The organism is Mesorhizobium sp. M0244 (genome assembly GCF_040321795.1).
GTDB lineage: Bacteria > Pseudomonadota > Alphaproteobacteria > Rhizobiales > Rhizobiaceae > Mesorhizobium.
In genome coordinates, this window is sequence record NZ_JAMYSE010000031.1 from 16,744 (window position 1) to 42,749 (window position 26,006).

Annotated in this window: 23 protein-coding genes; 22 read left to right on the top strand and 1 reads right to left on the bottom strand. The window is 56.5% G+C overall.

Annotated elements, in window-relative coordinates:
* Positions 1 to 3: 3 nt before the first annotated feature.
* From NKJ08_RS19190 to NKJ08_RS19225, 8 genes are all read left to right on the top strand, one after another.
* A complete protein-coding gene (locus NKJ08_RS19190) occupies positions 4 to 771 on the top strand; it encodes a glycosyltransferase family 2 protein (RefSeq protein ID WP_352782726.1) in 768 nt (255 codons plus the stop codon).
* A gap of 63 nt (positions 772 to 834) precedes the next feature.
* The gene (locus tag NKJ08_RS19195) at positions 835 to 1,944 is read left to right on the top strand and encodes a hypothetical protein (protein ID WP_352782729.1); all 1,110 of its coding nucleotides are present in this window, start codon (positions 835 to 837) and stop codon (positions 1,942 to 1,944) included.
* A gap of 460 nt (positions 1,945 to 2,404) precedes the next feature.
* Entirely contained in the window at positions 2,405 to 3,334 is a 930-nt protein-coding gene (locus NKJ08_RS19200) for a glycosyltransferase family 2 protein (RefSeq protein ID WP_352782732.1), read from the top strand.
* A gap of 51 nt (positions 3,335 to 3,385) precedes the next feature.
* The gene (locus tag NKJ08_RS19205; RefSeq protein ID WP_352782735.1) at positions 3,386 to 4,924 is read left to right on the top strand and encodes a lipopolysaccharide biosynthesis protein; all 1,539 of its coding nucleotides are present in this window, start codon (positions 3,386 to 3,388) and stop codon (positions 4,922 to 4,924) included.
* Entirely contained in the window at positions 4,921 to 5,094 is a 174-nt protein-coding gene (locus NKJ08_RS19210; RefSeq protein ID WP_352782738.1) for a hypothetical protein, read from the top strand. Before NKJ08_RS19205 ends, NKJ08_RS19210 begins: the two co-directional genes overlap by 4 nt.
* Positions 5,091 to 6,263, top strand: a complete 1,173-nt coding sequence (locus NKJ08_RS19215; RefSeq protein WP_352782741.1) for a glycosyltransferase — start codon at positions 5,091 to 5,093, stop codon at positions 6,261 to 6,263. The genes NKJ08_RS19210 and NKJ08_RS19215 overlap by 4 nt, the downstream gene beginning before the upstream one ends.
* 342 nt (positions 6,264 to 6,605) lie before the next feature.
* Entirely contained in the window at positions 6,606 to 7,898 is a 1,293-nt protein-coding gene (locus NKJ08_RS19220; RefSeq protein WP_352782744.1) for an O-antigen ligase family protein, read from the top strand.
* Positions 7,899 to 8,121: 223 nt separating this feature from the next.
* Entirely contained in the window at positions 8,122 to 9,198 is a 1,077-nt protein-coding gene (locus NKJ08_RS19225; RefSeq protein ID WP_352782747.1) for a glycosyltransferase family protein, read from the top strand.
* 70 nt (positions 9,199 to 9,268) lie between these two features.
* On the opposite strand, the gene NKJ08_RS19230 is transcribed toward NKJ08_RS19225, so the two are convergent.
* A complete protein-coding gene (locus NKJ08_RS19230) occupies positions 9,269 to 10,129 on the bottom strand; it encodes a hypothetical protein (RefSeq protein WP_352782749.1) in 861 nt (286 codons plus the stop codon).
* A 364-nt stretch (positions 10,130 to 10,493) separates the two neighbouring features.
* Here NKJ08_RS19230 and NKJ08_RS19235 point away from each other — a divergent pair, with 364 nt between their 5' ends.
* From NKJ08_RS19235 to cysQ, 14 genes are all read left to right on the top strand, one after another.
* A complete protein-coding gene (locus NKJ08_RS19235) occupies positions 10,494 to 11,318 on the top strand; it encodes a class I SAM-dependent methyltransferase (protein WP_352782752.1) in 825 nt (274 codons plus the stop codon).
* Between the two features lies 1 nt (position 11,319).
* Positions 11,320 to 12,297 (top strand): NAD-dependent epimerase/dehydratase family protein, encoded by a 978-nt coding sequence (locus NKJ08_RS19240; protein WP_352782754.1) that lies wholly within the window; start codon positions 11,320 to 11,322, stop codon positions 12,295 to 12,297.
* A complete protein-coding gene (locus NKJ08_RS19245; protein ID WP_352782755.1) occupies positions 12,294 to 13,469 on the top strand; it encodes a glycosyltransferase in 1,176 nt (391 codons plus the stop codon). Before NKJ08_RS19240 ends, NKJ08_RS19245 begins: the two co-directional genes overlap by 4 nt.
* A gap of 23 nt (positions 13,470 to 13,492) precedes the next feature.
* The gene (locus tag NKJ08_RS19250; RefSeq protein ID WP_352782758.1) at positions 13,493 to 13,966 is read left to right on the top strand and encodes a hypothetical protein; all 474 of its coding nucleotides are present in this window, start codon (positions 13,493 to 13,495) and stop codon (positions 13,964 to 13,966) included.
* Positions 13,967 to 14,294: 328 nt separating this feature from the next.
* A complete protein-coding gene (locus tag NKJ08_RS19255; RefSeq protein WP_352782761.1) occupies positions 14,295 to 14,774 on the top strand; it encodes a hypothetical protein in 480 nt (159 codons plus the stop codon).
* A gap of 210 nt (positions 14,775 to 14,984) precedes the next feature.
* Positions 14,985 to 15,194 (top strand): hypothetical protein, encoded by a 210-nt coding sequence (locus NKJ08_RS19260; protein WP_352782764.1) that lies wholly within the window; start codon positions 14,985 to 14,987, stop codon positions 15,192 to 15,194.
* A gap of 126 nt (positions 15,195 to 15,320) precedes the next feature.
* A complete protein-coding gene (locus NKJ08_RS19265) occupies positions 15,321 to 16,130 on the top strand; it encodes a tyrosine-protein phosphatase (RefSeq protein WP_352782766.1) in 810 nt (269 codons plus the stop codon).
* Positions 16,130 to 16,918, top strand: a complete 789-nt coding sequence (locus NKJ08_RS19270) for a polysaccharide biosynthesis/export family protein (protein ID WP_352782802.1) — start codon at positions 16,130 to 16,132, stop codon at positions 16,916 to 16,918. The genes NKJ08_RS19265 and NKJ08_RS19270 overlap by 1 nt, the downstream gene beginning before the upstream one ends.
* A 55-nt stretch (positions 16,919 to 16,973) precedes the next feature.
* On the top strand, positions 16,974 to 19,358 hold the full coding sequence (locus NKJ08_RS19275) for a GumC family protein (protein ID WP_352782768.1): 2,385 nt from the start codon (positions 16,974 to 16,976) through the stop codon (positions 19,356 to 19,358).
* Positions 19,246 to 20,505: a tetratricopeptide repeat protein gene (locus tag NKJ08_RS19280; RefSeq protein WP_352782771.1), complete on the top strand. Its 1,260-nt coding sequence runs from the start codon at positions 19,246 to 19,248 to the stop codon at positions 20,503 to 20,505. Before NKJ08_RS19275 ends, NKJ08_RS19280 begins: the two co-directional genes overlap by 113 nt.
* Positions 20,502 to 21,818 (top strand): O-antigen ligase family protein, encoded by a 1,317-nt coding sequence (locus tag NKJ08_RS19285; protein WP_352782774.1) that lies wholly within the window; start codon positions 20,502 to 20,504, stop codon positions 21,816 to 21,818. Before NKJ08_RS19280 ends, NKJ08_RS19285 begins: the two co-directional genes overlap by 4 nt.
* 345 nt (positions 21,819 to 22,163) lie before the next feature.
* A complete protein-coding gene (cysD, locus tag NKJ08_RS19290; RefSeq protein ID WP_352782775.1) occupies positions 22,164 to 23,069 on the top strand; it encodes a sulfate adenylyltransferase subunit CysD in 906 nt (301 codons plus the stop codon).
* Between the two features lie 2 nt (positions 23,070 to 23,071).
* Complete coding sequence (gene cysN, locus NKJ08_RS19295; protein WP_352782781.1) at positions 23,072 to 25,009, top strand: sulfate adenylyltransferase subunit CysN; 1,938 nt, start codon at positions 23,072 to 23,074, stop codon at positions 25,007 to 25,009.
* Between the two features lie 10 nt (positions 25,010 to 25,019).
* Positions 25,020 to 25,808, top strand: a complete 789-nt coding sequence (gene cysQ / locus NKJ08_RS19300; protein WP_352782805.1) for a 3'(2'),5'-bisphosphate nucleotidase CysQ — start codon at positions 25,020 to 25,022, stop codon at positions 25,806 to 25,808.
* The last annotated feature ends 198 nt before the right edge of the window (positions 25,809 to 26,006 follow it).

Consider the following 26,006-nt stretch of genomic DNA (forward strand, 5'->3'; position numbering starts at 1 on the left):
AACATGAAGATTTCCGTTCTAACGGTCTGCTGGAACTCGGCCGCAACAATCCGTCATACGCTCGACAGTTTCTTTGCCCAGGATCACCAGGACAAGGAACTGATCGTCATCGACGGAGCCTCGACCGACGAAACGCTCGCGATTGTCCGCTCCTATGCCGGGCAAGGACTACAGATCATCAGCGAGCCCGACCGCGGCATGTACGACGCGCTGAACAAGGGGCTTGCACTTTGCACGGGTGAGGCAATCGGGGCCCTTAACGCGGACGACGCGTTTCATGACGCTTCCGTGCTCGGCAAGATCAGCGAGGCGCTTGCCGAAAACGACATTGCCCACGGTCACCTTGACTTCGTCGATAGTCACGAAAGCAAGCGGGTGGTCCGCCGGTGGCGGGCAGAGCCGCGACCTCATGATGGGTTCCGTTCCGGCTGGATGCCTGCCCACCCCACCTTCTACGTTCGGCGCGCTGTTGCGGAAAAAATCGGCCCGTTTGATTTGACGCTCAAAGTTTCCTCCGACTACGACTGGATGCTGAGGGCCGTCGAGCTCCATGGATTCAGGATCACTACAATCGATCAGGTCCTCGTTGACATGATGACGGGAGGGGCCAGCACCAAGAGCTTCCGTTCCCATATCGGACATAATCTGGAAGCGCTGCGCTCCCGACGCCGATGGCTCGGATCAGGTCCGGTCGATTACGCGCTTGTTGCAAAGCCGGCGCGGAAGTTGGGACAGTTTCTGCCGAAACAAACCCGCAAGTCGAAGGGATAGAGAGCTGGCGCTGGTCGATAACTGTCGCGTTGCATCGGACGCTGTGAAGCGGGACGCTGCGCCGTGAACTACAGCAAGCCGTTCGATGCAGACCCCGAAAGTGCAGCAGAGCCTCGTCGCCGAGATATGGGAACCATATATGTGAAATCGGGTTCGGGACACAGGCAGTCGTATGCTGATCTGTTGGGGCCGGCTTTGGGCCTGTCTCCTGCAATGGGGCCAATGTCACGGGCGCTCAAAAAAAGACTGCTAGCGGCTGATCGTCTCTTTTTTGCTACCCTTGACGATGACTTGGTTTCTTTTGTCTCGATAGCTCTCCGTCGGGCGGCTCTCGGAAGGGCGACTGTTGCATTGTTTTTAGGACCGCAGTCCTGCTTCGGACCCTTCAACCTCAAGCGGCTTCTCAAGAAAAGCATTTTTGTTTTTCTGAGGCGTGTGCCAAAGGTCACGGTCGCGAGTATCATACCTCTCAGTCTGGCTCCGGAATACGGCACCGTTGTCGATGTCGGGCTTCATGATCCGCAGTGGTGGGACATGCACGATGGTTACATCCTGAGGCAACCCGGCGATACGCCGGTGGCGACTGAAGTCCGCCACTTGGCTGGTGGTCGGCCGATTGTCTGCTGGCTTGGTGCTGCGTCGGTGCACAAAGGTTTTGCCTTCATGGTTGCAATTATCGAGGCCAACCCGGCTATCGCCAAACGGCTATGTTTCGTAACCGCTGGGACGGCGAACTCGGAGCAGGCATTGGTTTCCCGGTTTAAGTCGATGGGAGGAATTCATATTGACCGGCGGCTCACCGATGCCGAGTGGGAAAGCCTGTACGGTGTCGCCGACGCAGTGTGGGCCTGCTACGATCCAAGATACGACCAAGCGTCGGGCGTTTTTGGCCGGGCGCTGCAATTTGGCGTTCCCGCGATCGTGCGTCGTGGCTCCTTGATCCATACGGCAGCTCAAAAGTTCGGCGCTCCGGTCCATGCGATCGATTTTGGCGACTGTAACGGAGCTGCAACTGAGCTAAATAAGATCGCCAAGGCAGACCGGGGAACGGCGGCAACAGAAGAACGTGAGATTAGGATCCGGTCGTGGCGCAATGATTTCATCTCATCCACAATGCGCGCATTGAGAGGGTCAAAACATGCCGACGCCGAACTCTGCGAGGGGGCGGCGTGAACACGCCTGATACCCGATCTCACAACCCGGACCGGGACATTGTGGCTGCTCATACATGGTGAAGAAAGTATTGTATTTTCATCACGCGACCGCGCTGGGGGTGCGCCGAAGAGTTTGGCATTGTTGATAAAGTCACTGGATCGCAAAGAATTCTCGCCAATAGTGGCGATGCCGCTTCGCCCCGGGAATTCCGGCGTCCGTCAATTAGTCGAAGGTGCCGGCGCCGAGGTAATCGAGGAAAGGGACATGCGAACTTTCCATGGATCGACAGTCGCGCCCTGCAGGGTTAGCGCCACCGCCACTCCGGGATGGCGACGGCATTGCAGGCGAGGTTGCTTAGTGAAGTCATTCAAATCGCCTGTTGCCTTGACAGGGGTGTACCCCGCACATGCCAGATCTCTGTCGGAGAGCGGCATGCGATTCAAAACAATCCATCCGGAATACTTAGGAAGACAGGCCGATGAGCAAATTTTCGGTTAGCGTCATTATTCCAACTTTTAAGCGGATTCCAATGCTTCGTAGAGCGTTGAGAGGCGTTTCGGAGCAATCCTCCAGACCTGATGAGGTGCTAGTGATTGTCTCCGATCCAGATGAGTATGATGAGATTTTTCGCCTCGATGAGGTCGCAAAAAACGATACCGTTCGTGTCATTTCCTGCTCCAAACGACTGAAAGGTGGTGAAGCAAGGAATATTGGCATTAAGCAGGCGTCCGGAGAAATTATCTTTTTTCTTGATGATGACGACCACTGGTTACCAAATAAGATCGAACGACATTTAGCTGCACACTCTGCCGATAGGGGTATCGGCATAGTCTATTCGGGCGCGATTGTACGTCACGACAGCGGTAAAAGGAAAGATACTTTTGCCTTTGGCCGACCAGTACCGGAAAACGTCCTGACGGCAATGTCGGAAGGCTCTTTTGCCCCGTATACCGCAAGCGCTGTCTCTGCAAGAAAGGCTTGCCTGGACGCAGTGGATGGATTCGACCCGGATCTGTCCAGTTTTCAAGACTGGGATCTTTGGTTTCGGATGGCCATGAACGAAGTTAAGTTCTTTAGCATTCGTGAACCTTTGAATATTTACACGGTCCATGGAGGGTATAGCGTCTCCAAGGATGCGGATACACGAATGCGTGGGTTGAGACAAGTTACTGAAAAGTACAGAGAAAAAATTAACATAGAGAACTTCTATAGGAAGCACATCGCATTGATAGCATACAAGGAACTTTCAGATCTTGTGCGGAAGAAGAATAGATTTGACTTTGCTAAGTCATATCTTGACCATGTCAAGAACGGTAGAATTGACCCTCTGGGGGTGCTTTCAATGAGGATATTTGCCAAGCTCGTATTCTCTGCGTTCCGCCCTCAATACCTCCGGCCTCGCGACTAGCTGAGCTATGGCTAGCGAATGGGACCAGCGCCTGGGCAGAGAGTGCGAACGTTGACACTGATCCCTCCAGCCTCCGACGGGGCATTGTCCAGTCAGCATCTGACGCGCGATCTCGGGAGACGCACGGCATCTGGAGGGATCATAGCCCTCTGCGCCCAGGCTTTGATTCTTCTCACACAGTTCGGCTACATGGCGCTGATGGCGCGCTTACTCAAACCCGATGACTTCGGTCTGGTGGCCATGGCGGCGTCTGCTACTGCGTTTGTCGGAGTCTTCGCCGACTTGGGTCTGTCGATGGTGACCATCCAGCGCAAGGAGGTTGATCATGACACCGTCAGCGCCTTATTTTTCGTCAATCTTGGCGTCGGCTTCGCTCTCATGCCGCTGGCATGGCTGACGGCGCCGGTCGCAAGCTGGCTTTTCAATGATCCCCGCGTTTTTCACCTTATCCTGGTTCTGGCGATCGCCATCCCGATCACTGCGGCCGGTGCGCAGCACAAGGCGCTATTGATCCGTAACATGCGTTGGGTGTCTTTGCATGGTGTGAATCTTGGCAGTCTGTTGTGTGGATTTGCTGTTGGTATTGCAATGGCATGGGGCTGGGACTTCAAATACTGGTCGCTCGCTGCGGCAACGCTCACCACGGCTCTTGTTGGCACGGTTGGCCAGTGGATGCTGTCACCCTGGCGTCCGACCAAGGTCGCCAATTGGAAGAATGCACGATCGGCCATTAATTTTGGGATCAATTACAGCGGATCCCAGTTCACAAACTATATTAACCGCCAATCTGATAACGTGCTGATCGGCTGGAAATCCGGTCCCGGCGAACTCGGATTCTACACCCGCGCCTACTCACTGTTCATGTTGCCGATAACGCTCGTCAGCGGGCCAATCGGCTCGGTTATTATTCCGATGCTGAGCCGGCTTCAAACGCATCCCGACAAGTGGGCCAAAACCTATCTCAGTGCCATGCGGCTTACACTCATGGTGAACACAATATTGTGTATTCTGATCACGATCAATGCACAAGAAATCGTAACGCTTGTTTATGGAGAAAGCTGGTCCAAGTCTGGGGTTATTTTGATGATACTGTCGCTTTCTCTTATCACGAGTATTTCCGGTCAATTTGGTGGGTGGGCGCTGATCTCTCTCGGTCGAGCCCGCGAGCTATTCGTATTTTCTATCTTCTCATCGCTCATTCGCTTTGCGGCCTTCTTATTTGCCATTCAATGGGGAGCCTCCGGAGTTGCTCTTGGATGGTCTATCACGTCTTGGGTATTTACGCCAATGCTTTGGTTTTATGCAACTAGAAATACAGAGCTGAGATTTACGGATCTTGTGAAAGCAGCGGCGCCCTTCTTCTTTGCTTACATTGTGGCCTTTTGTTTATTTCATGTTGGGAATTTGGTCGGAGTTTCATTTAAAATTCTGCCTCTGCAGGCTGGAGGAAATCTTATGTTAAAGTCGACCATCGCGATACTAATCTATGCAATTTTTGTTGTTGCTCCGTATCGTTTCGCCGGTTCCATGTTAGGGGACATGCGGCTCTTTCTGGACAAAGATGTACACTCAGGGGACCTAAAGCGTTGAAAATTGTCATAGAAACCACGGTTGTTTTGAACGGCGGAGACGCCGCGATCCAAGTCGTGACAAAGCACATTCTTACGGCCGCGTTGCGTGGCAGTGCTTTGTCCATCGTCGATATTCTCAAAAACAGATTTGCACCGATGGAGTCGCAGCTGGAGGCGGTGTGCTCATGATCGCGGTTGTTTCCCAGTTCTTCAATATCCCTTCTGAGACATTCATTCGAGATCATGTTCGCTATCTTTCGCCTGGCAAGACCGTGCTCATCTGCCAGAACCCTGATGGTGCCGATCAGTTCGGTTATCCGGTTCTTTCCGGGATTCCGGGGTCATCACCGTTTGGCCGATTACCCAGCCGCATTGCCAGTCGGGCGCACCTAGTCTGGCTTGCGTATATCCGTGAGGGAATCTCCAGGAGCAACGAGGACAGAGTTGTCGAATTTTTTAAGACCCACAACGTGGACGCCGTCCTTGTCGAGTATCTGACGATGGGTGCACTGCTTGGTCGCGCTTGTCGCCGCGCCGGCGTGCGATTATACGCCCACGCCCATGGCGCGGATTCTACCGTGATGCCTAGGAAGCATTTGTGGCGACGTCGCTACCGGCATCTCTTCGCCAGCGCCGACGGCATCATCACGCCATCGCGTTTCATCGCCGATCGTCTGGCTCAAATCGGCTGTCCCCATGAGAAACTGCACGTCAGCCCATGCGGAATTTTGCCCGAGCGCTTCACACCATCGACGCGTGAAAGCGGTCGGCTCCTTGTGGTCGGGCGGTTTGTTGAAAAGAAATCACCGCACCTCGCCATCGAGGCGTTCGTCCGGATCGCTTCGAGGTTTCCCGAGGCACGGCTAGATTTGGTTGGGGATGGGCCTCTCATGGCGCGATGTAAGGCATTGGTGGGGCAGGAGAACCTGTCGGACCGTGTTATTTTTCACGGCTATCGAAGCACAGAGTTTGTTCAGGGCATGATGCAGAACGCTGCAATCTTCGTGCAGCATTCGGTAACGGCCCGAAATGGAGATATGGAAGGCCTGCCGGTATCGATCCTGGAGGCAATGGCGAGCGCACTTCCCGTTGTAGCGACACGTCACAGCGGCATTCCGGAGGCCGTTGTCGATGGTGAAACCGGCATACTTGTGGAAGAACACGATATCGAAAGCATGGCAGAGGCGATGGCTGGTCTCCTGGCAGAGCCTCACCGTGCTGCGAAGATGGGGGATGCCGGGCGGCAGCATGTGCTGGACCATTTCACGCAACGGCATACTCGCGATCGCCTTCGATATGCCATGGTGCTGCCGACCATGGCGGAACCTCTCGACTTCGCTGAGGACCGGGTTCAATGAAGAATGCCGACCAGTGGACGCTCGCTAAGTTCGAACGGACGAGTAAGGATAACGGACGAGTAAGGATGTTTGGCACTCGAGCCGCAAGGAGGTATCGGCGAGCATGCCGATGGGGCATCTTCTAGTAGCTGAAAAAGTGTCAGCCCACCGTCTTCGGGGGGCTAAAAATGCCCGACCGCCGAATACTGTGCCTCCAACCAGTGTCGTCGATAGCTGTCAGGCTCGATTTCATCAGCCGCGCAGAAAAAAGACGCAAACGCTCCGTTTCATTCTTGACCGGCATTCAGAAATCGAGTTGCCGAGGCGCCAATTTCATTGGTTGCCGCTAGATGGACTAGTCTCATGACCCAGAGAGCCAACACTCGCTACGACGCATCCGCCGATTTCGATCGAGTTGGCCGCCGATTTGCGCCTTTGAGAAATTATGTTGACCGGCGCATTTTGTTCTCGCCTGCGACGGCCTTCGCTCTTGCGATTTGTGGGATATATGCTTTTTCCGGTTTGGTAAACAAGTTTGACCCAGAAGGCAGTACCGGGTCGATCTTGGTAAGAGTAGCCATTGTTCTGGTAACCGGAGCCTCATTTGCACTTATGCCGGCAAAGTTGAGGTCCTCAACGGCAGCTCTTCTTCCGATGAAGATCTTTTTCGTATTCTACTTATGTAGACTCATCGAGAATGTTTACATCTCTTCGATAGACATATCGCCTGGTCCCGGGATGATTTTTAGCGTTTTCCTGGTAACCACTGTCGGCGTTACACTTCTTATCGCATCGATGGACATGGCGATAAGAAATACAGACCTTATTTTCGTGATGAATATTCTTTGCGTTATATTTTTAGTCGGGCTTTACCTGAACCGGGATATGCTGTTTGCAAGCCAGGGCGAAAGGATGTCTCTCGATAAAATAAACCCGATCGCGATGGGGCATACGGCTTTTGCTTTTTTGATATATTTTTTCCTTGTCGTGGGAAAAACAAAAAAACTGACAATCCAGTCGATAATACTCGGTCCTTTGCTATTGTTGGTCGTTGTGTTTTCCAAGTCGCGTGGTGCATATATTGCTGGCGCGGGGTCTCTAGTGGTCTACATACTGTTGCTTAGAGGCTCAAAAAGAGTGTTCGCGATATTGGGAGCACTGGTGGTTGCCATGGTAATTGTGGCGAGCAGCGGTGTGGAACTAATTGATGTTGTCATTGCGAGGCTTCAGACGATCAATGTGGATGCCGATCAATCCACAATGATACGCAGCCAACTATACGCTGGAGCATGGAGGCAGTTTCAAGAAGACCCTTTGTTTGGGCGTTACGTTGTCGAGATGCAGTTCAATTATTATCCTCATAACATTTACCTTGAATCCCTTATGTCGGTGGGGGCGTTTGGATCATTGCCGTTCGCAGCTCACATAATTTTGGCACTCAGATCGACGGTCGGAATTATTCGGTCCGGCAAATTCCCGCTTGCTGCAGTGCTGGCTGCCGTCATATTCATCAGGGAAGCGATCGCCGGCGTTGCAAGCGGCAGCCTATGGGGAAATTCAGTCTTCTGGGTCACCTCCGCTCTGACAATATCGTTTTGGTATGGATATCAGGGATTTCTCGCCAAAACCCGTAATGCGGAGATTCGGGCTTACTAGGGTCGAGTGTCCCCCCCCCCGCGACCGGTATACTGGCAGTGGACCTTAAAGCCCAATGTTCCATGGGCACTAGCGTTAGACTCGTGCTCCAGATGATCGACCTCCGCCCCGAATGGCTGCAAGCACTCGCGTTCGGCGCCCGCAGGCCCGCCACCTAGTCGCTGATGGCGGATCGTTATCAGCGCTCCACAACTCCGAGACCAAACTCCAACAGGAACCAGCCATGCGTATTTTTCAAAATTCCGGGATCTCGCCAACCTATCGGGCCAGACTCACTGGCCTTGTGGCGGGAGTTCGGGGATTCGAGCCGCAGAGAGAAGTGTTTTTGAAAGACCGCTACGGGGCATCGCATATCCTGTTGCCGGCACTCGCCGGCAGCCCTGAAGCCTTTTTCACGAACGGAGACGACGAATCGCTGCAGCGTGCATGGGCGCTCGAAAACGGGTTGCGCGAGGACGCTTCGCTGGCCGATATCCTTCTTGCCCAGATCGAGAATCACAAGACCGATGTCTTCTATAATCTTGATCCATTTCGTTACGATGCCTCTTTCGTGCGCCGGCTGCCGGGGCATGTGAAGCGAAAGATTGCCTGGCGCGCTGCACCCGGCAGGATTGATTTTTCGGGGTATGATCTCGTCGTTTGCAATTTCCCGTCGATGCGAAAGCTTTGGGAAGAACAGGGCGCCAGGACCGATCACTTTTTTCCCGCTCACGATCCGGAGCTCGATAGCGTGGCCGCAAATCGGAACAGGGATGTCGATGTCCTTTTCTTCGGCGGTTACAGTCGTCATCACCAGCGCCGCAGGCAGATTTTGGAAGCGGTCGCAAGTCTATCCAGCCGCCGCCGCGTCGTCTTCCATCTCGATCTCTCGCGCTATACGCCGCTCGCCGAAACGCCGCTTGGCTGGTTCGGTCCCCTCCGTGCGGTGCGCCGCCCGCGCACAATCCGCAGTGTCAGCGCGCCTCCGGTATTCGGTCGGGCCATGTATGCCGAACTCGGAAGAGCCAAGATCGTAGTCAACGCCTCAATCGATATGGCGGGTCCGGACCGAGGTAACATGCGCTGTTTCGAGACGATGGGCGCTGGCGCTTTGCTGGTGTCCGACTCCGGCAACTATCCCGCACCGATGCGCGACGGGGAAACCATGGTGGTCTACGAGCACCCGCAGGACACAGTGAAAACAATCGAACGTCGGCTGGACGACGCAAGCTGGGACAGCATCGGTTGGGCCGGCAATCGCGCGATCCGTGAGGAATACAGCAAGAAACGCCAGTTTGAGCGGTTTCTCGAATTAGTATAACGAATTATCAGACCGGGCTTTCTGTCCGATCGAATGCGCTCACCGAGCTTTGTAGCCATACAAGTCTGATTTAAGGTATCTTACCTTCTTCTCGAAGGAATTTCAGGGTGGCCTGCCACCATTCCTCTCTTTCGTCCCATTTTGCAGGCCCATCGCGTGGACCGCCACGCATCGAGCCCCAGACCACGATGCCGTCCGCCAATCTCCTGCAAGTGGCTAGCTGGAGATACCAGAAATCGCCCGGCAGAAAGGCGAGCGTCTTGTGAAACTGCGGCCAAAGGAAGCAGTACACCGGCTTTCCCTGTGAGATTCTTCGTGCTTCCTCGATGTTGGATTGGGCATAGGCCCCCCACGCGTCCTTGTCGCCGTAAAATGTATAGAGGGAGGGGAAGAGCGCATCGACATAAGGGACGAGAGAGGACGCAACAACGGTGTTTTGCTGTTGCCAGTCGTCCAGCGCCGCAGGCCCATTGTGGCCGATCGCTCTCCAATGATCCCGGATCGGCAAAACACTATAGAGCCCAATCTTGACGTTCGGGTCCGCTTTTTTGAACGCGCCGAGCGTCTTCTGGTATTTCGCGAGGGACGATGCCTGATCTGGACCTTCCAACGGCCAGCTTTCGATGTCGATATTGAGGTATTCATTGCTCCTCGGCAAAGCCAGCGCTCGCCGGACCTGGCCGGCATCAGGAACATCCGGTCCGAGAACATGAGGGTCGGCAATTGTAAGGTGTTCGAAACCAAACGCCTGGAAATTAGGCCCGCCGATGAACCGTATAGCCTCGAAAAGCTTGAACGGAGCGCGCGTCTGCGACGTCGCGGGCACTACGCCAGCCAAAAGGCACATCACACAAAATACTGTCTGGAAAAACATGACGTTCGATATCCGGCGTCGCCAATTGGCGAATTTTTGCGCGGCCGAAATTTGCACGATTTGAATTCCTTATAAGCTGAACTTGACGAGTCGAGAAACGGTAGCGTAGCTGGGAGCTTCGGACAACGTCCTGACGGAAGCGTGATCGACGCGCAGCTGCAAGGTGATAGAGGCGGGGCCGTGCTTCTTGCGGAGGTCGGGTCATCCCTCTGGAAAAATGGACCGGCGAAGCATGAAAGCCTATGACCAAAGGCGCTGTCGGGCTCGTCAAGCTGCCTTGCGACGCCTGGTGTGGGCGAATCCGACAAATCTGACGGGGAGATCCAGATCGTCTTGACCAAGAATCCAGCCTACGCAATTGTTGCTGGAAATCCCGCCCAGGAGAGCCGGCAGACGGGTTTTCCTCATGCCTGAAACGGTCATGACCTGGGAAGACGCCGTTCGCTGGTGCATGAGCGAGCCGTCGATGAAAGAACTCGCACGCGCCGCTTATTTCGATGATCCGGTCGTCGCTGCGCGGCGTTATCACGAAAGTGCGGAGTTTCAGGCGGTTCGCAGCATGATCCCGCGCAAGGCGGGCCGAGCTCTCGATCTCGGCGCTGGCAACGGCATCCTCTCTTATGCCCTGGCGCGCGAGGGCTGGTCGGTAACCGCCGTAGAGCCCGATCCCAGCGCGCTTGTCGGTGCCGCTGCAATCCGGACGCTTGCCGAAAAGACAGGCACGCACATCGATGTGATCGAAGCGTTCGGCGAGGCTATCCCATTGAGCGCCGCGGGCTATGATCTGGTCGTTGCCAGGCAAGTGCTGCATCATGCGCATGACCTTCCGGCGTTCTGCCGCGAAGTTGCTCGTCTCTCACGCGAAGGCGCGAGGTTCCTGTCCTTGCGCGACCATGTGATATCCGGGCCGAAACAGCTGGAACCGTTTCTGCGCACTCATCCACTTCATCATCTCTACGGCGGAGAGAATGCCTTCACGCTCGCGGCTTACCGCGCCGCATTGCAGGGGGCAGGGCTGACGATCGACCGCGAAATGAACTCTTTCCAATCGGTTGTAAACTATGACCCGATGATGGCATCCGAAATTCGCGAGCGGCTCGCCGGAGTCTTCGGCCCGCTGTCGGGGGCCGTCCGCCTGGCCCTGTCCCCTCTGCCCTTCGGTGCGGTTGCCGGAGTAGCAGCCCTGCTTGATCGCAGGCCTGGGCGCCTGGTGTCATTCCTTTGCCATAAGCAAGGGAAGGGCTGATTTGGTCGCGCAACTGAAAGAGGCAAAGCCTGTCTGGGTGACTGGAGCCGGCGGCTTCATTGGCCTGCACCTGTCGCGATTTCTTGCCCAGGATGGCCATCATGTCCTCGGCTTCGGCCGAAGCGAAGCGCCTGGGTTCGCGGCGGCCACTGCCGGCGTATTCTTTTCGGGCGGCGTGACTGCAGAAACGATGGACGCGGCCTGGACCGGATATGGCCGTCCGGCCGCCGTATATCATCTGGCAGGCGGCTCTACGGTCGGCCAGTCGATTGCTGATCCCCTGAGGGATTTTGAACAAAGCGTCGTGTCCGCGGCTTGCGTCCTCGATTTCCTGCGTCGTCACGCACCCGATGCCCGCGTCGTTCTGGCATCCTCCGCTGCCGTCTATGGCGGCGGCCATTTCGGCCCGATCAGGGTCGATGCCGCACTCGATCCATACTCACCCTATGGCCATCACAAGCGCATGGTGGAGGAACTGGGCCGATCATTTAGTAGCGCATACGGTCAGCCGATCTCGGTGGCCCGGCTTTTCTCGGTCTATGGCGAGGGACTGCGCAAGCAGCTGCTCTGGGACCTCTGCGGCAGGCTCGCGGCAGGCGAAACCGACATTGTGCTTGGTGGTACTGGTGCGGAAATGCGGGACTGGCACCATGTCTCGGATGTCGTGCGATTGATCCATCGCGTGTTGCCTGCCAATGCAGCGCGCTTCGCGGTCTATAATGTCGGCGCCGGCGCCGCTGCGTCCGTCAGGACAATTGCCGGTATGGTTTTGGAAGCCTGGGGAGGCAAGCATCGCCTCTCGTTTTCAGGAGAGTCCCGGCGAGGCGATCCTGTCAACCTGATCTCCGATCCATCCGGCGTCCCGGAAGGGTTTCGGTTGCAGGTGCTGCCCAGCAAGGGCATTGCGGGATATGTCGATTGGTACCGCGCCGAAATTCTCGGCGAGCCGGTCGGCGATTTGCGACGCTTCGCGCCTTGATCACCATCGGCTTCACGCTCATTGGCCGCGGAACCTGGTCCGGCGGCGAGTCCTATCTGCGCAACATGTTAGGCGTCATCGCGTCCGAGTTGGGCGGCAAGGTTCAGGCCAAGCTGTTTCTGACGCCCGAGCAGCATGCGGGCGTTGGCCCATCCTTTGATCACCTGTTGGCCGCGCCTGCTATCGTCGACAACCGGGTCACGGGCGCCGGGCTCGGCAAGCGAGGGCTGATCGCGCTCGCTGGTGGCAGTGACCGCGCTTTTGCCGATCTGGTCGCCGAGCACGCTGTCGATCTTGTGTTTGAAGTCGCTCAGTGGTTCGGCAACCGATTTCCGCTGCCGGTGATTTCCTGGATTCCGGACTTCCAGCACCGTCGCCTGCCGCACCTCTTTCCGCGCAGCGCCTGGTGGCGCAGAGATCTTGGTTTCCGCCTGCAGACGTCCGGCAATCGCACCATAATGCTCTCGAGCAAGGATGCGCTCGCCGACTGTGAAACATTCTATCCGGCTTCGCGCGGCAAGACCGCCGTCGTGCGCTTCGCCATCGATCTGGATCCAGGCGCCGTCATGGCGCGCACCGAAGCTGCGCGCCTGGCGCATGATCTGCCTGAGCGCTTCTTTTTTCTTCCCAACCAGTTTTGGATCCATAAGAACCATAGACTGGTCGTCGAGGCTTTGAGGCATATAGACCGGCTTGGAGGGTTGGACACCTTGCCGCCGATAATCCTCACGGGGCGCACGACCGACCCGCGCGATCCGACATTGTTCAAGCGTGTGATGAACTTTGCGCAAACGCATCGGCTCGAACGCCATTTTCGACACCTTGGGTTGATTCCCTATGACGATGTCGTCGCCCTTATCGGTGCGACTGACTGTCTGTTGAACCCGTCCCGCTTCGAGGGGTGGTCGACCACCGTTGAAGAGGCGAAGTCGCTGGGCGCGCCTATGTTACTCTCCGACATTCGGCTGCATCGAGAGCAGGCTCCGGACGCGCTCTTTTTCGCGCCAGACAATGCGGAAGCCCTGGCGCAGCGTCTTCTTGAAATTGGGCAGCGCCCAATTTTTGTCCGCGACCGCGTCGCGGTGCTGCAAGGCCGGCAACAGATCCGCCGACGGGACTACGCGGCAGCACTCCTTGCCTTGTTTGAGAAGACCAACACTGCCGCGCATTGATTATTGAATGGGGAGTAGGGCTTTTGTCGATCGGGAAGCTAACAGTACTTGCGTTCATAGCGCTGGCGTTTGTGGGCGGCTTTCTTTTCATCATCGTCAACAAGGGAACGAGTAGGTATGCGCCGGCGCCGAAACCGGTGGCAGTTCTCACACCTTTCGATGGCAAGCTTACTGTCCAATCGATTGACGATCTGCGCGTCGCCGGCCGCAAGATCGTGCTGTGCGGCGTCGCATTTACCAGGCCCCAATCCATGCGCGCCATGGTCACCGAGGCCGCGCGCCGCGAGTATCAAGGGCTCGCCTTGACGTGCAAGCCCGTCGGCACGGGGACACCGTGCGACGGCAACGTCGCGCCAAAATTCGGTGACGCCGTCGTGGTGCAATGCCTCACCTCTGGCGGCACGGATCTAGCTGCGAAGCTCGTCGAGGCCGGCATCCTGTGCGGGCAGCCCACGCAGGCGGGCTCGACCTACAAGTCTTGCGCGCCAGGCTCGTAGCTCCTGCCTCGAACGCAAAAAGGCCGGCTGGATAATATCAGGCCATGGTCGACTGCAAGACCCTGCGCAAAGCGTTGGAGCGATGGTGATGTCAGCGGGCCACAATGAACGCTAGATCTGGCCGCTGGCAACCCGCTATTGCGGCCTACTGTAAAGACGATACATTACGATATTCTAATGGTGTGTTTAATCAACCACACCGAAACCAAAAATTATCTCGCATATGCGAAATGGGTTGGAATTAACGCAAAAAGCTGTTACGCGCTGATTTCAGTAGCTTAGTGGTTGGGGGGCCTCAGGTAACGTGGGACAAGAAGGAACGAAACGGATGAATGTTTTCAAAAGTGCGTTGGCCGGATTTGTAGCTTTGCTCGGCTTCACTCCGGTATCGTCTTTCGCGCAGGATGCTTCGTGCACCTGTGCAACTGCCTATCAGGGCGCAAGTCCAATTGGATCGCTCGGCCACGTCAATGGCGACGTAATGATCTCGCAGGTGGCTGGCTACGGCCCGGCACAGGCGGGGGGAGCGCTGGATTTCGGCAGCCGCGTCGTGGTTGGTGCCAAGGGGTCGGCTTCGGTTAATGTCGGTGGCTGCAACTTGAGTGTGCCGGCCAATTCGACTCTCGATATCTCCCGCGTCGAGAACAAGATTTGCCTCAATGTCCTGGGTTCTGAGCAGACCGCCCAAACGGGCAATTCCACGGGCACTTCCAATAACAACACGCCGCTCTTCATCTTTGGCGGCATGGCTCTTGGGGCCGGTCTTCTGGCAGCAACGGCCGATAAGGACCACGGCGTCAGCGATTAAGTTGGCCTTAAACAGGGTTGCGCCAGCGGAGGCGCGTGCCGCTTCTGCTGCGTACCTGTTGTCGATCACAGAACTGTCTTGAACCACCTGTTGGTGTTTTTGCCGGTGTGTTGGTCAGGTCGCTCAAGCCCGAGGCAATGTGCGGATGTCTGAGGCTGGTGGATATTCGGGACGAAGGCTGGAGCGACGGTCCATCCCGGCGTTTGCGTCGTGACCGGATCTCAATCTTCCGCTTCGCTGCGTTTCGGTGCGAATTGCAGTTTCGACATTCCGGCGGCCATCAAGGTCGATCCCGGGGAAGGCGGCATGTGCGTAGCCTTGGACACATCCGGCATGGGGCTTGGCCTTGCGCCAATTTTGTTGGGCGGCGGTGCGGCGCTGGTCATCGGCCTGCATGATGACGACTCCGTCAGCCAATAGCTGCGACCCGGCATTCATCCTATTGCAAGAGCTTGACGAATGCGCCATTCGCTGTCTTGCGGATGACGTGTTTGTGTTTTCTTGGGATGAAGTCGCTACGCTGCTTGGTTGCGGTCACAAACGCCCATGATTGATCTGCATTCCCATATCTTGCCCGGCCTCGACGATGGCTCTCCCAGTCTCGCTGAATCGCTTGAAATGGCCCGGCTGGCGGTGGCCGACGGAACGACCCACATGGCGTGCACGCCGCACGTGACGCCCGGCGTATACGAAAACGGAACATCGAACATCGTCCAGGCGGTTCAAGAGCTGCACCAGGCGCTGCGCCACGCCGCCATACCACTTGCTCTTTACGTCGGCGCCGATGTTCACATAGCGCCCGATCTTCCGGACCAATTGGCGGCCGGCAGTGTGCCGACTTTAAACAGGTCCCGCTATTTTCTGTTCGAACCGCCGCATCATGTTCTACCTCCACGAATGGAGGATCTTGTTCTACGCCTCATAAACGCCGGTTTCATCCCGATTCTTACTCATCCTGAGCGTTTGACCTGGATCAAAACGAATTACGACGTTATCGAGAGGCTGAATGCAGTGGGCTGCCTGATCCAGCTTACTGCCGACTCGATTGTTGGTGCTTTTGGGCGCACGGCGCTTTATTATTCGGAAAAGCTGATTGACGAGGGCAGGGTGGATATTATTGCATCGGACACTCATAGCGCTACGCGCCGGCGTCCTGGGCTTTCGCAGGCGGTCGCTGCTGCTGCCAAGCGATGTGGGGAAGACGAGGCCCGCAACATGGTGTTGAAACGTCCAGGCGAAATATTGGCGAACCGGCCTCTTGAGCCGGTCGGAAAAGCACGCCCGCAAAAACCAAACGCCGGCAACGCCGGCCGTTTTGGAGGATTTGGCCGCTTGTTCAAAGGCGGGGTAGCGTGATGGACATTTTTCGGTTCGCAAAAATCCATATGAGCACGCTATTCGTCTTGCTCGCTTCACTCGCAATGTCGGCATGCACGAGCACCTCGTCGACGACACCTTCTTCATCGAGTTCGGTCGATGCGCTGCAATTGACGTCATCGTCGACGCCACTTTCGGGCGGCGGCGCTCTGCAAGTGGTAAAAGACCTGCCCGCGCCGCAAAACACCCAGAACGGCAGCGAGCAGCCTCTGTCACCGAACGACGTGCTCGAGGTGAATGTGTTCCAGGTCGACAATTTAAACAGGACGGTTCAGGTCGATGCTGGCGGGCAGATTTCGCTTCCGCTTATCGGAACCATCACCGCGGCAGGAAAAACCGTCCGCCAGTTGGAGCAGGAAGTCGAAACCGCTTACGGCGCCAAATACCTGCAGTCGCCTGATGTGACGATTTTCATCAAGGAATCGATTGGACAGCGCATAACCGTCGATGGCGAAGTCAACAAGGCTGGCATTTATCCGGTGTCGAGCAATTCTTCTCTCATTGATGCGATCGCCCTTGCAGGAGGGTTCAATAACATTGGGGATGCAAAAAAAGTCTTTGTTTATCGCAATATCGGTCCAAACACATTGGTAGCTAATTACAATGTGGAGCAGATTCGTGGTGGCAAGAGCCGGAATCCACGCATCTATGGTGGCGACAAGATTGTTGTCTTCGCATCGAAATCGAAAATTGCGATGGCCAACCTGAAGGATGCCCTCGGTGTCGCCTCAAGTGCAGCCCGAATTGCGGTGATCCCGGGACTATAGACCGCGGCCGGTCGGAATTATCGGAATACAGAGAAACCTAGGATTACCTCGCACCATGCTCGATCGTAACAGACAGCATCAAATTGCAGGCCCAGGACACGGCCAGGCTTTGTCCGCCGACCTGTATTATGACGGTGCGCAAAATTATAGCCCGTATGGCCGCGACCATTCCGAGCAGGACGAGGGCTTCAATCCGCTAAAGCTGTTCTTTTACGTTGTTCAGTACCGGTGGCTGATCGTCATGATGGCGGCAGCCGGGCTTGTCGCCGGCGTCATCGTTACGATGATGCAGACACCAAAATATCAGGCAACAACGCAGTTGGAAGTGCTCGTTCCTTCGGCCAAGGTCTTCCAGGACATCGAGGTGGTTTCTGAAAACGCGGACGTGCGAGCCTTCCTCACCGCCCGTGAAAAGCTCAAAAGCCGCGCATTGGCGCAGCGCGTTGTGTTCCAATTGGGTCTTAGTGAAAAACCGGATTTCCTGTTTCCCACGCCGGCCTTTTCCCTCGGCAACATCTTCTATCGTGCGTTCGGAATTTCAAAATCGCCTTCCATTGAAGAGAAAACTCCAGAGCAACGCGAAGCAATTGCTATCGGGCGTATTCTAAGTGATCTCACCATCAACCTCGTTCCCAACACGAGCCTGCTATCGATCACGTTTGTCGATCAGAAGCCGAAATATGCGAGCGACGTGGCCAATCAGGTCGCCCAAAGCTTTATTGACCAACGTCTCGACCAGACCAGCGAAACATCCGACCTGGCACGACAGTTCATCCAGGAACAGGTCCTGCAGGTGAAGCAAAAGCTCCAGAAATCCGAAGAGGAGTTGGTCGCTTATGCCAAGGATGCAGGCATCACAATAACCGGCGACGACAAATCGCTGATAGGGTCAAATATCGAAGCCCTGAACACCGCCCTTGCAACTGCGATCCAGGACCGACTCGATGCCGGACGAGTGGTGGACCAGATAGACAAAGGCCGCGGATCAAGCCTCAGCCCCGTCCTGGAAAGCAAAGGTCTGCAAGCGCTCAGCGATAAACTGGCGGATCTAACCAGTCAATACCAGCAGAAATTGGGGATTTTAAAGCCTGGTTTTCCGGAAATGCAGCAGCTGCAGTCGCAGATCAAAGAGCTGCAACGTCTCTATAACAATGGCGTCCTCGCTATAACGGACTCGCTGCGGTTGAAATACCAGGAGGCACAGAACAAGGAGGCCGATCTCAAGGCTAAACTTGCTGAGATGGAAAAGCAGCAGGTCGTCTTCAACGACAAGAACATCAAATACACGATCCTCAAGCGGGAAGTGGATTCGAACCGGTCGCAATACGACAGCCTTATCGCCAAGCTGAACGAGGTTGGTGTCAGCTCCGAACTCAAGACGCAAAGCGCCGCAATCGTAGATTTTGCCACGCAGCCGAAAAGCCCATATTCGCCGCGCCTGAGCATCAATCTCGCAATCGCCCTGGCTCTTTTCCTGGCTCTGAGCGCGTCGGTCATTTATGTTATCGAACTGTTGAACAACACCTTCACCAACCCTGAACAGGTCGAAAAAGAATTGGGCTTGGCGATGCTCGGCATCTTGCCGCTCGTCGATGACCGGGAACTTATGGCCAGTATCGCCGATCAGAAATCCGGCCTATCGGAGGCCTATCGTTCGCTTCGAACATCGCTGCAGTTTTCCGGTGCGGAAGGCGCGCCACGATCGCTGGTCGTCACTAGTTCGGAGCCTTCGGAAGGCAAGTCGACCACGTCATTCAAACTCGGCCAGGATTTTGCAGCACTTGGCGCAAGAGTTCTCATTGTCGACGGCGATCTCCGGAAGCCGAACCTTCATCGCCTGTTTGGCCTGGACAACACGATCGGGCTCAGCAATCTGCTGACAAACACCGTTCGCAAGGAGGATCTCGCTAGCATTTTCAGGGCGACCAAATATCCCAACGTGACCGTTCTGACTTCTGGAACGATCCCGCCGAACCCCGCGGATCTGCTCTCTTCGCCGAAGATGGCCCTGATCATAACCAATCTTGGCAAGCGCTTCGATGTTGTCATCATCGACGCTCCGCCGATCGTCGGTCTTTCGGATGCTCCCATTCTCAGCCGGCTCGCTGAGGGCACATTGATGGTCATCTCTACAAATCAGGTGACGCGTAAGTCGGCCAAGACCGCGTTGAAGCGCCTGCGAGCGGCTGGCGCGAACGTAGTCGGAGCCGCGATGTCAAAGTTTGCGGTGAACAAGTTCGATTACAACTACGCCTACAAATACATGAATTATCAGTACTACAACTACGGCACGGACACGAGTACTCCGAAGATTGAGGGCAAAGTCGATGATGGAGCAAGCCAGCCCGCTTATGCAAAGTCTCCGGCATTCAGTCGTCTGGTTCGTCGCGTCCGTTCTCGTGTTGGTCGCTTCCTCGATCGGGCTAAGTCGATTTCTTGAAACAGAAACACCGGCTGCTTCTCTTGCATTGGATCCGTTCAACGTTGATGCGTTGATAGCTGAAATTACCGGCGACCTGAACGACACCAACAATGCTCCTGATCTTGATGCATTGCTCGCCAGGGCCAGGGGCGGGCTCGCCTTCGATCTGGCGGATGCGCGGCTCTATAGCCTGATCGGCGAGATCAAATACCGGCAGGGCGAAAAGGACGAAGCCTACCAGCTCTTCGATCAAGCCCGAAAATTGTCCAAAACAGAGATCCATGCGCTGCAGAGATCCATAGGCCGCAAGATCGAAACAGGTGATTTGGCGAAGGCGGTTGGCGAGATCGACATATTGCTGCGGCGATGGCCAGACCAATTTCCGGCAGTCGCCGACGGCCTGCCGACAATTCTCTCGAATCCTGATGGGTACCAAGCCGTGCTGACGGCCATCAGGGCGCAGGCGCCCTGGAGAGTCAGTCTGATCTACGCTCTTAGCAAAACTCCCGAGGGGATCGATTTCGCAAATCGTCTGCTGCTCGATTTGACCGGATCAAGCGCACCACCGAATTCGGGCGAACTGACTGCCGTGATCAGCGGCTATTTGCGTCAGAAAGAATATGGACCGGCCTATCGGCTGTTTCTTTTCAGCCTGTCTGATGAAGAGCGGAAACTAGGCGGATATATTTTCAACGGCACGTTCGAGCCGGGCTCGGGCGGCAAACCTTTCGATTGGCAGGTCCGCGATCAATCGGGCTTGGAAATTGCGTTTGCAACATCCCAGGATGCGGTAGAGGGCGAGGGTGGGGCGACGATCCGGTTCTTGAACACGCCGGTCAAGAACACAGCGCTTCAGCAGTTCATTTCGCTGCCTGCAGGCTCCTACAAGATTTCCCTGGTTGCCTCTGGACGAAACCTGAAGCTTCCAAAGGGATTGTTCTGGTCGATCAGATGCGCGGGGCCAGCCGGCGAAATTGCACGGTTCAACATTCCCGAGGGCACATATAACCGTCAAAATCTGAGCCAGGATTTCTCGGTTGGACCGGCTGACTGCCCCATGCAACTGTTGACGCTGCAGACCGCCGCCATTGCCGAGAGCTGGCGATTTCGATATGTCGGCACCTTGGTGATGCACAAATTGAGCATTGAGAGACTTCCATCTTGAACGACCGACCGTCGGAATGGGATAAATATCTTCTCGGCTCGGTCCTGTTTGTATCGCTGCTGATCGGTGGTGGTACTGCGAACGGCCTTTACACGGACACTCTGATCGAGGTCGCGGCAATTGTCTCGGCGGCGACCGTCTTCACCCAAACCTCTGGCCAAAGAAGCCCCCGTTCGGCTCTGTGGCTGCTGATCTTTGCCGTGGCGTTGGCGGTTTTGCAAATCGTCCCACTGCCGGCGGCCATGTTCAACGGGTTGCGGCCGGAACTGTTGCTCGGAGATCCCTGGGTTGGAGAAAGCCGATTTCGCTTCATCAGCGTTGGGGTCGGCCGCACGGTCGAATGTTTGGTTTATCTCTTGGCCGCAGCCGCGTTTTTCTTGGCCGTATTGCGTCTGCGTGCCGAGCAGGTCAGCGCGCTTCTTCCGTTTTTCTTCATGGGTGTTATCTGCAATGGTTTGGCAGGAGCGATTCAATATTCGCTCTCTGACGAAATCGCTATTGTGGGGCTGTTGCCTTTTACGATCAATGCCGGGCTTTTTGCCAATGTGAATCATTTTTCGGCTTTGCTTTTTGTGTCTATCCCCTTCGTCGTCTATCACGGTCTGTTCCGCGGACATCTCTTGTCCGGATCGTTCGGCTTGATCGCGCTTTTGCTGCTTCTTTTGGCCGCCGGTTCCCGCGCCGGTGTTCTGATTGGGTTTGCGATCACGGTATTGTCCGTGATCTTTCTCTCAGCCCGCTCGAGGGTGAGCGGGTTCAGCGTTCTTCTGATTTTTATCGGGCTTTCGATCTACACGATGAGCGCCTGGATCAAGCTGGATGCACAGGCGCTCGACCCGGCTTTCGGGCGAGGGGAGTTTGCGCGGACCACAATCGAAGGCATCAAGAACAATTGGGCGACGGGCATTGGATTCGGGAATTTTCAAAAGGCCTATCAGATATATGAAAGGGAGGGCATGATTTTCAGGCAATATGTGAATCATGCCCACAATGAATACCTTGAATTAGCCTTCGAAGGTGGCGTCCCTGCTATCCTGCTGATGATAGGTTATTTCATATTGCTTTTGATCGCATTGGTTAGAATTCGCCGTGACTCACTGCAGAAAGCGGCATTCCTCTCGGTATCTTTTATTCTCATTCACTCGCTGGTGGACTACCCATTGCGAACCGGGGTGCTGGCGATGACCTTTGCCTATATGAACGCCATCATCTTCCACAAAGGATTTGCGGAACGCTTGAGCCGCAAGAGCGAGATGATCGAGATCGACCACAACGGTGACAAGCTGCTTGTTCCCATCGAAACTTCGTCCTAGCGACCTCGTCGCCACGGCTGACGTCGCCTGAACGAAGCGGACGGCGGTCAGGCGAGCCGGCTCCTGGCTCTCAGCTTCCCAGCCCAGGCAATATTTTCCTGCTCCTCTCAGGCGCAATTGGTCGCTGAGCAGGAATTTCCCGATTTGGCTGGCCGCGTGGAAAATTCATTCCCGAACCATTCAGCCGCAGGCTTGTCTTGCATTGTTCTGGGCAGGAACGATCTGCTAGAACGCCCCCACGAGAATAGATTATCAAGAAGTGCAGCTTGAACCGGGGGGCTGAAGATCGCGCCCGTTGATGATACAGGCCCTTCTGTGGATGGCACGAAAGAACGCTCACAGTCCATGAACATCGCTCTTACGCACCTTCAGCGGCTTGAGGCTGAATCCATCCACATTTTTCGCGAGGTGGCCGCGGCTTTCGCCAAGCCGGTGATGCTCTATTCGGTCGGCAAGGATTCATCCGTGCTCATGCATCTGGCGATGAAGGCGTTTTATCCGGCCAAGCCACCTTTTCCCTTTCTCCATGTCGACACGACCTGGAAATTCCGCGAAATGATCGCCTTTCGCGACCAGATGCAGCAAAAGCTCGGCTTCGATCTCCTGGTCCATGTCAATGAAGACGGGGTGCGCGACAACATCAATCCGTTTGACCATGGCTCCAACACCCACACGCATGTGATGAAGACGGTGGCCCTGCGGCAGGCGCTCGACAAATACAGTTTTGACGCAGCCTTCGGCGGCGCCCGTCGCGACGAGGAGAAGTCGCGCGCCAAGGAGCGCATCTTCTCCTTCCGCAACGCCCAGCACGTCTGGGATCCAAAGAACCAGCGGCCGGAGATGTGGAAGATTTTCAACACCCGCATCGCTGCCGGCGAATCGATACGGGTGTTTCCGCTGTCGAACTGGACCGAGCTCGACATCTGGCAATACATTCTCCAGGAAGATATCCCGATCGTGCCACTTTACTTGGCCAAGCAAAGACCGGTCGTCGAACGCGACGGCATGCTCATCCTGAAGGATGACGAACGCATGCAATTGCGGCCCGGCGAGACGGTGCAGAACCGGATGGTGCGGTTTCGCACGCTCGGCTGTTATCCGCTGACCGGCGCGATCGAATCGGAGGCCGACACTCTGGAGGCGATAGTCGGCGAAATGCTCACCGCGCGCACTTCCGAGCGGCAAGGTCGCCTGATCGACCGGGATGAAGCCGGCTCGATGGAAAAGAAGAAACGCGAGGGGTATTTCTGAGTATGCGCCACATCATGGCCAAGAGCCTCGCCCCGACTGACGGCGTCCGCGACTATCTGGCGGCGCAGGAACGAAAGTCGCTGCTGCGCTTCCTGACCTGCGGCTCGGTCGACGACGGCAAGTCGACGCTGATCGGGCGTCTGCTTTCCGATACCAAGCAGATTTTCGAGGACCAGCTGGCCGCGCTCGAGCGCGATTCGCGCAAGCACGGCACCACCGGCGACGACGTCGACTTCGCGCTGCTGGTCGACGGCCTCGAGGCCGAGCGCGAGCAAGGCATTACTATCGACGTCGCCTATCGCTTCTTCGCCACGCCAAAGCGCAAGTTCATCGTCGCCGACACGCCCGGCCACGAACAATACACCCGCAACATGGCAACGGGTGCATCGACCGCCGATCTTGCCATCGTGCTGATCGATGCCCGCCAGGGCGTACTGCGCCAGACAAGGCGGCATTCGATCATTGCCTCGCTTCTGGGCATTCGCCACATCGTGCTCGCCGTCAACAAGATCGATCTCGTCGGTTTCGACGAGGCGGTTTTTAAACGGATCGTCGCGGATTATGGGCAATTCTCACGTGAGCTCGGCTTCGATACGATCGTTCCCATACCGATGTCAGCCCGCTATGGCGACAACGTTACTGGTCGTTCCGATAGGACAGACTGGTATTCCGGGCCGACGCTGATCGAACATCTCGAAACCGTCTCGGTCGACGAGGCCGCGGTCGAATTGCCGTTCCGGTTCCCGGTCCAATATGTGAACCGTCCCAATCTCGATTTTCGCGGTTTCGCCGGCACGATCGCCTCCGGATCGGTTGCGCCGGGCGACGAGGTGGTCGTCGCCAAATCCGGCAAGTCCTCCCATGTCCGGCGCATCGTCGCGCATGGCGGCGACCTGAGCCAAGCAGTGGCCGGCCAGGCCATCACCCTTGTCCTCGATGACGAGGTCGAGGTCTCGCGCGGCAATATGCTGGTATCGCCGGCAGCCCGGCCGCAGGTTGCCGACCAGTTCGCCGCCAACGTCGTCTGGTTCGACGAACATGCGCTGCTGCCCGGCCGGTCCTACATCCTGCGTACCGAGACCGACCAGACCAGCGCCACCGTCACCGATTTGAAATACCGGGTCAACGTCAACGACTTTGCCCATGAGGCGGCCAAGTCGCTTGAAATGAATGAAGTCGGCATCTGCAACATCTCGACGCGGTCGCCGATCGCCTTCGATCCGTTCGCCGAGAACCGCACCACCGGCGCCTTCATCCTGATTGACCGCATCACCAACGCCACGGTCGGCGCTGGCATGATCCTGCACTCGCTGCGTCGCGCCGAAAACATCCACTGGCAGTCGCTCGATGTCGGCAAGCACGCCCGCGCCGATATGAAGAATCAGCGACCCGCCGTGTTCTGGTTCACCGGCCTTTCCGGCTCGGGCAAGTCGACCATCGCCAATCTGTTCGAGAAGAAGCTGTTCGCCACCGGCCGTCATACCTACATTCTCGATGGCGACAACGTCCGTCACGGCCTCAACCGCGATCTCGGCTTCACCGACGCCGATCGTGTCGAGAACATTCGCCGCGTCGCCGAAGTCGCGCGCCTGATGGCCGACGCCGGGCTGATCGTCATCGTGTCGTTCATTTCGCCGTTCAGCGCCGAGCGACGCATGGCGCGCGAATTGATGGCCGACGGCGAATTCGTCGAAGTGTTTGTCGACACACCTTTCGAGGAATGCGCCAGGCGCGATCCGAAGGGCCTTTACGCGCGGGCGTTGAACGGCGAGATCAAGAATTTCACCGGCGTCGATTCACCGTATGAGGCGCCCGAAAAACCCGAAATCCATCTCGAGACACTCGGCAAATCGGCCGAGGAGATGGTAGAGGCCCTGGAACACTGGCTGATCGACCGTGACATTGCCGAAGACCAATATGATAGCGGCGGCGGTATCTGACGACGAAGCGATGCTCGCCGTCTTCGAGCGCCTTGCCTTGGCGGCGGGGCGCGAGGTGATGCGCGTCTTTCGCGCCGGCTGTGCGGTCGACCAGAAGTCGGATAGTTCGCCGGTGACGGAGGCAGATCGCGAGAGCGAGAAGATCATTCTTGCCGGGCTGCGCGCCGGATTTCCCGAGATTCCTTGCGTGGCCGAGGAGGAAGCCTCGGCCGGCATCATGGCGCCGGATCTCGGCGACGCCTTCTTCCTGATCGATCCGCTCGACGGCACCAAGGAATTCGTCAACCGCCGCACCGATTTCACCGTCAACATCGCGCTGGTTCGCCATGGCGTGCCGGAGATCGGCGTTGTCTTCGCGCCTTGCACCGGCCGCTTCTTTTCCGGCCGGCCGGGCAAAGCGGAAGCGATCGAGATCAATGACGACTATGAGATCGTCGATCGCCAGCCGATTTCGGCGAGGGCCGGTATGGTGCCGCTGACCGTCGTTGCCAGCCGGTCCCACAACACGCCGGAAACCGACGCCTATATCCGCGCGCTTGGCGCGGCCGAGATCGTCTCAGTCGGCTCATCGCTGAAATTCTGCCTCCTCGCCGGCGCCGAGGCGGACGTCTATCCGCGCTTCGGCCGCACCATGGAATGGGACACTGCCGCGGGTGACGCGGTGCTACGCGCTGCCGGCGGGATGACGCGCACGCTGGATGGTGCGCCGCTCGCCTACGGCAAGCGCAACCAGAGCGACGACGAGGATTTCGCCAACCCGCATTTCATCGCCAGCGGCAAGGCTGCTGGATTTGGCTAGACGATGACTGCGCAGTTTCCGACCCGAACGAAAGTGCGAGTATTACAAGTGACTTATGGAAGCCACCTCAGATACTGCTCGAGATCTGTAAGCACAACGGTACGATCCCTATCCAGCCTGGCGTGGCCGATTCGCTTCGTGTCCGGTCGATGCTGCGGGGCCTTCACACGGTGTATCCAAATTGCTCTATACCGATAC

Bases quoted from the DNA above. Each gene is read 5' to 3' on its own strand.
- cysD (WP_352782775.1), top strand. From the start codon at position 22,164: ATGAACATCGCTCTTACGCACCTTCAGCGGCTTGAGGCTGAATCCATC.
- NKJ08_RS19255 (WP_352782761.1), top strand. From the start codon at position 14,295: ATGAATGTTTTCAAAAGTGCGTTGGCCGGATTTGTAGCTTTGCTCGGC.
- NKJ08_RS19200 (WP_352782732.1), top strand. From the start codon at position 2,405: ATGAGCAAATTTTCGGTTAGCGTCATTATTCCAACTTTTAAGCGGATT.
- cysQ (WP_352782805.1), top strand. From the start codon at position 25,020: ATGCTCGCCGTCTTCGAGCGCCTTGCCTTGGCGGCGGGGCGCGAGGTG.
- cysN (WP_352782781.1), top strand. From the start codon at position 23,072: ATGCGCCACATCATGGCCAAGAGCCTCGCCCCGACTGACGGCGTCCGC.
- NKJ08_RS19265 (WP_352782766.1), top strand. From the start codon at position 15,321: ATGATTGATCTGCATTCCCATATCTTGCCCGGCCTCGACGATGGCTCT.
- NKJ08_RS19275 (WP_352782768.1), top strand. From the start codon at position 16,974: ATGCTCGATCGTAACAGACAGCATCAAATTGCAGGCCCAGGACACGGC.
- NKJ08_RS19280 (WP_352782771.1), top strand. From the start codon at position 19,246: ATGATGGAGCAAGCCAGCCCGCTTATGCAAAGTCTCCGGCATTCAGTC.
- NKJ08_RS19190 (WP_352782726.1), top strand. From the start codon at position 4: ATGAAGATTTCCGTTCTAACGGTCTGCTGGAACTCGGCCGCAACAATC.
- NKJ08_RS19225 (WP_352782747.1), top strand. From the start codon at position 8,122: ATGCGTATTTTTCAAAATTCCGGGATCTCGCCAACCTATCGGGCCAGA.
- NKJ08_RS19235 (WP_352782752.1), top strand. From the start codon at position 10,494: ATGACCTGGGAAGACGCCGTTCGCTGGTGCATGAGCGAGCCGTCGATG.
- NKJ08_RS19220 (WP_352782744.1), top strand. From the start codon at position 6,606: ATGACCCAGAGAGCCAACACTCGCTACGACGCATCCGCCGATTTCGAT.
- NKJ08_RS19215 (WP_352782741.1), top strand. From the start codon at position 5,091: ATGATCGCGGTTGTTTCCCAGTTCTTCAATATCCCTTCTGAGACATTC.
- NKJ08_RS19270 (WP_352782802.1), top strand. From the start codon at position 16,130: ATGGACATTTTTCGGTTCGCAAAAATCCATATGAGCACGCTATTCGTC.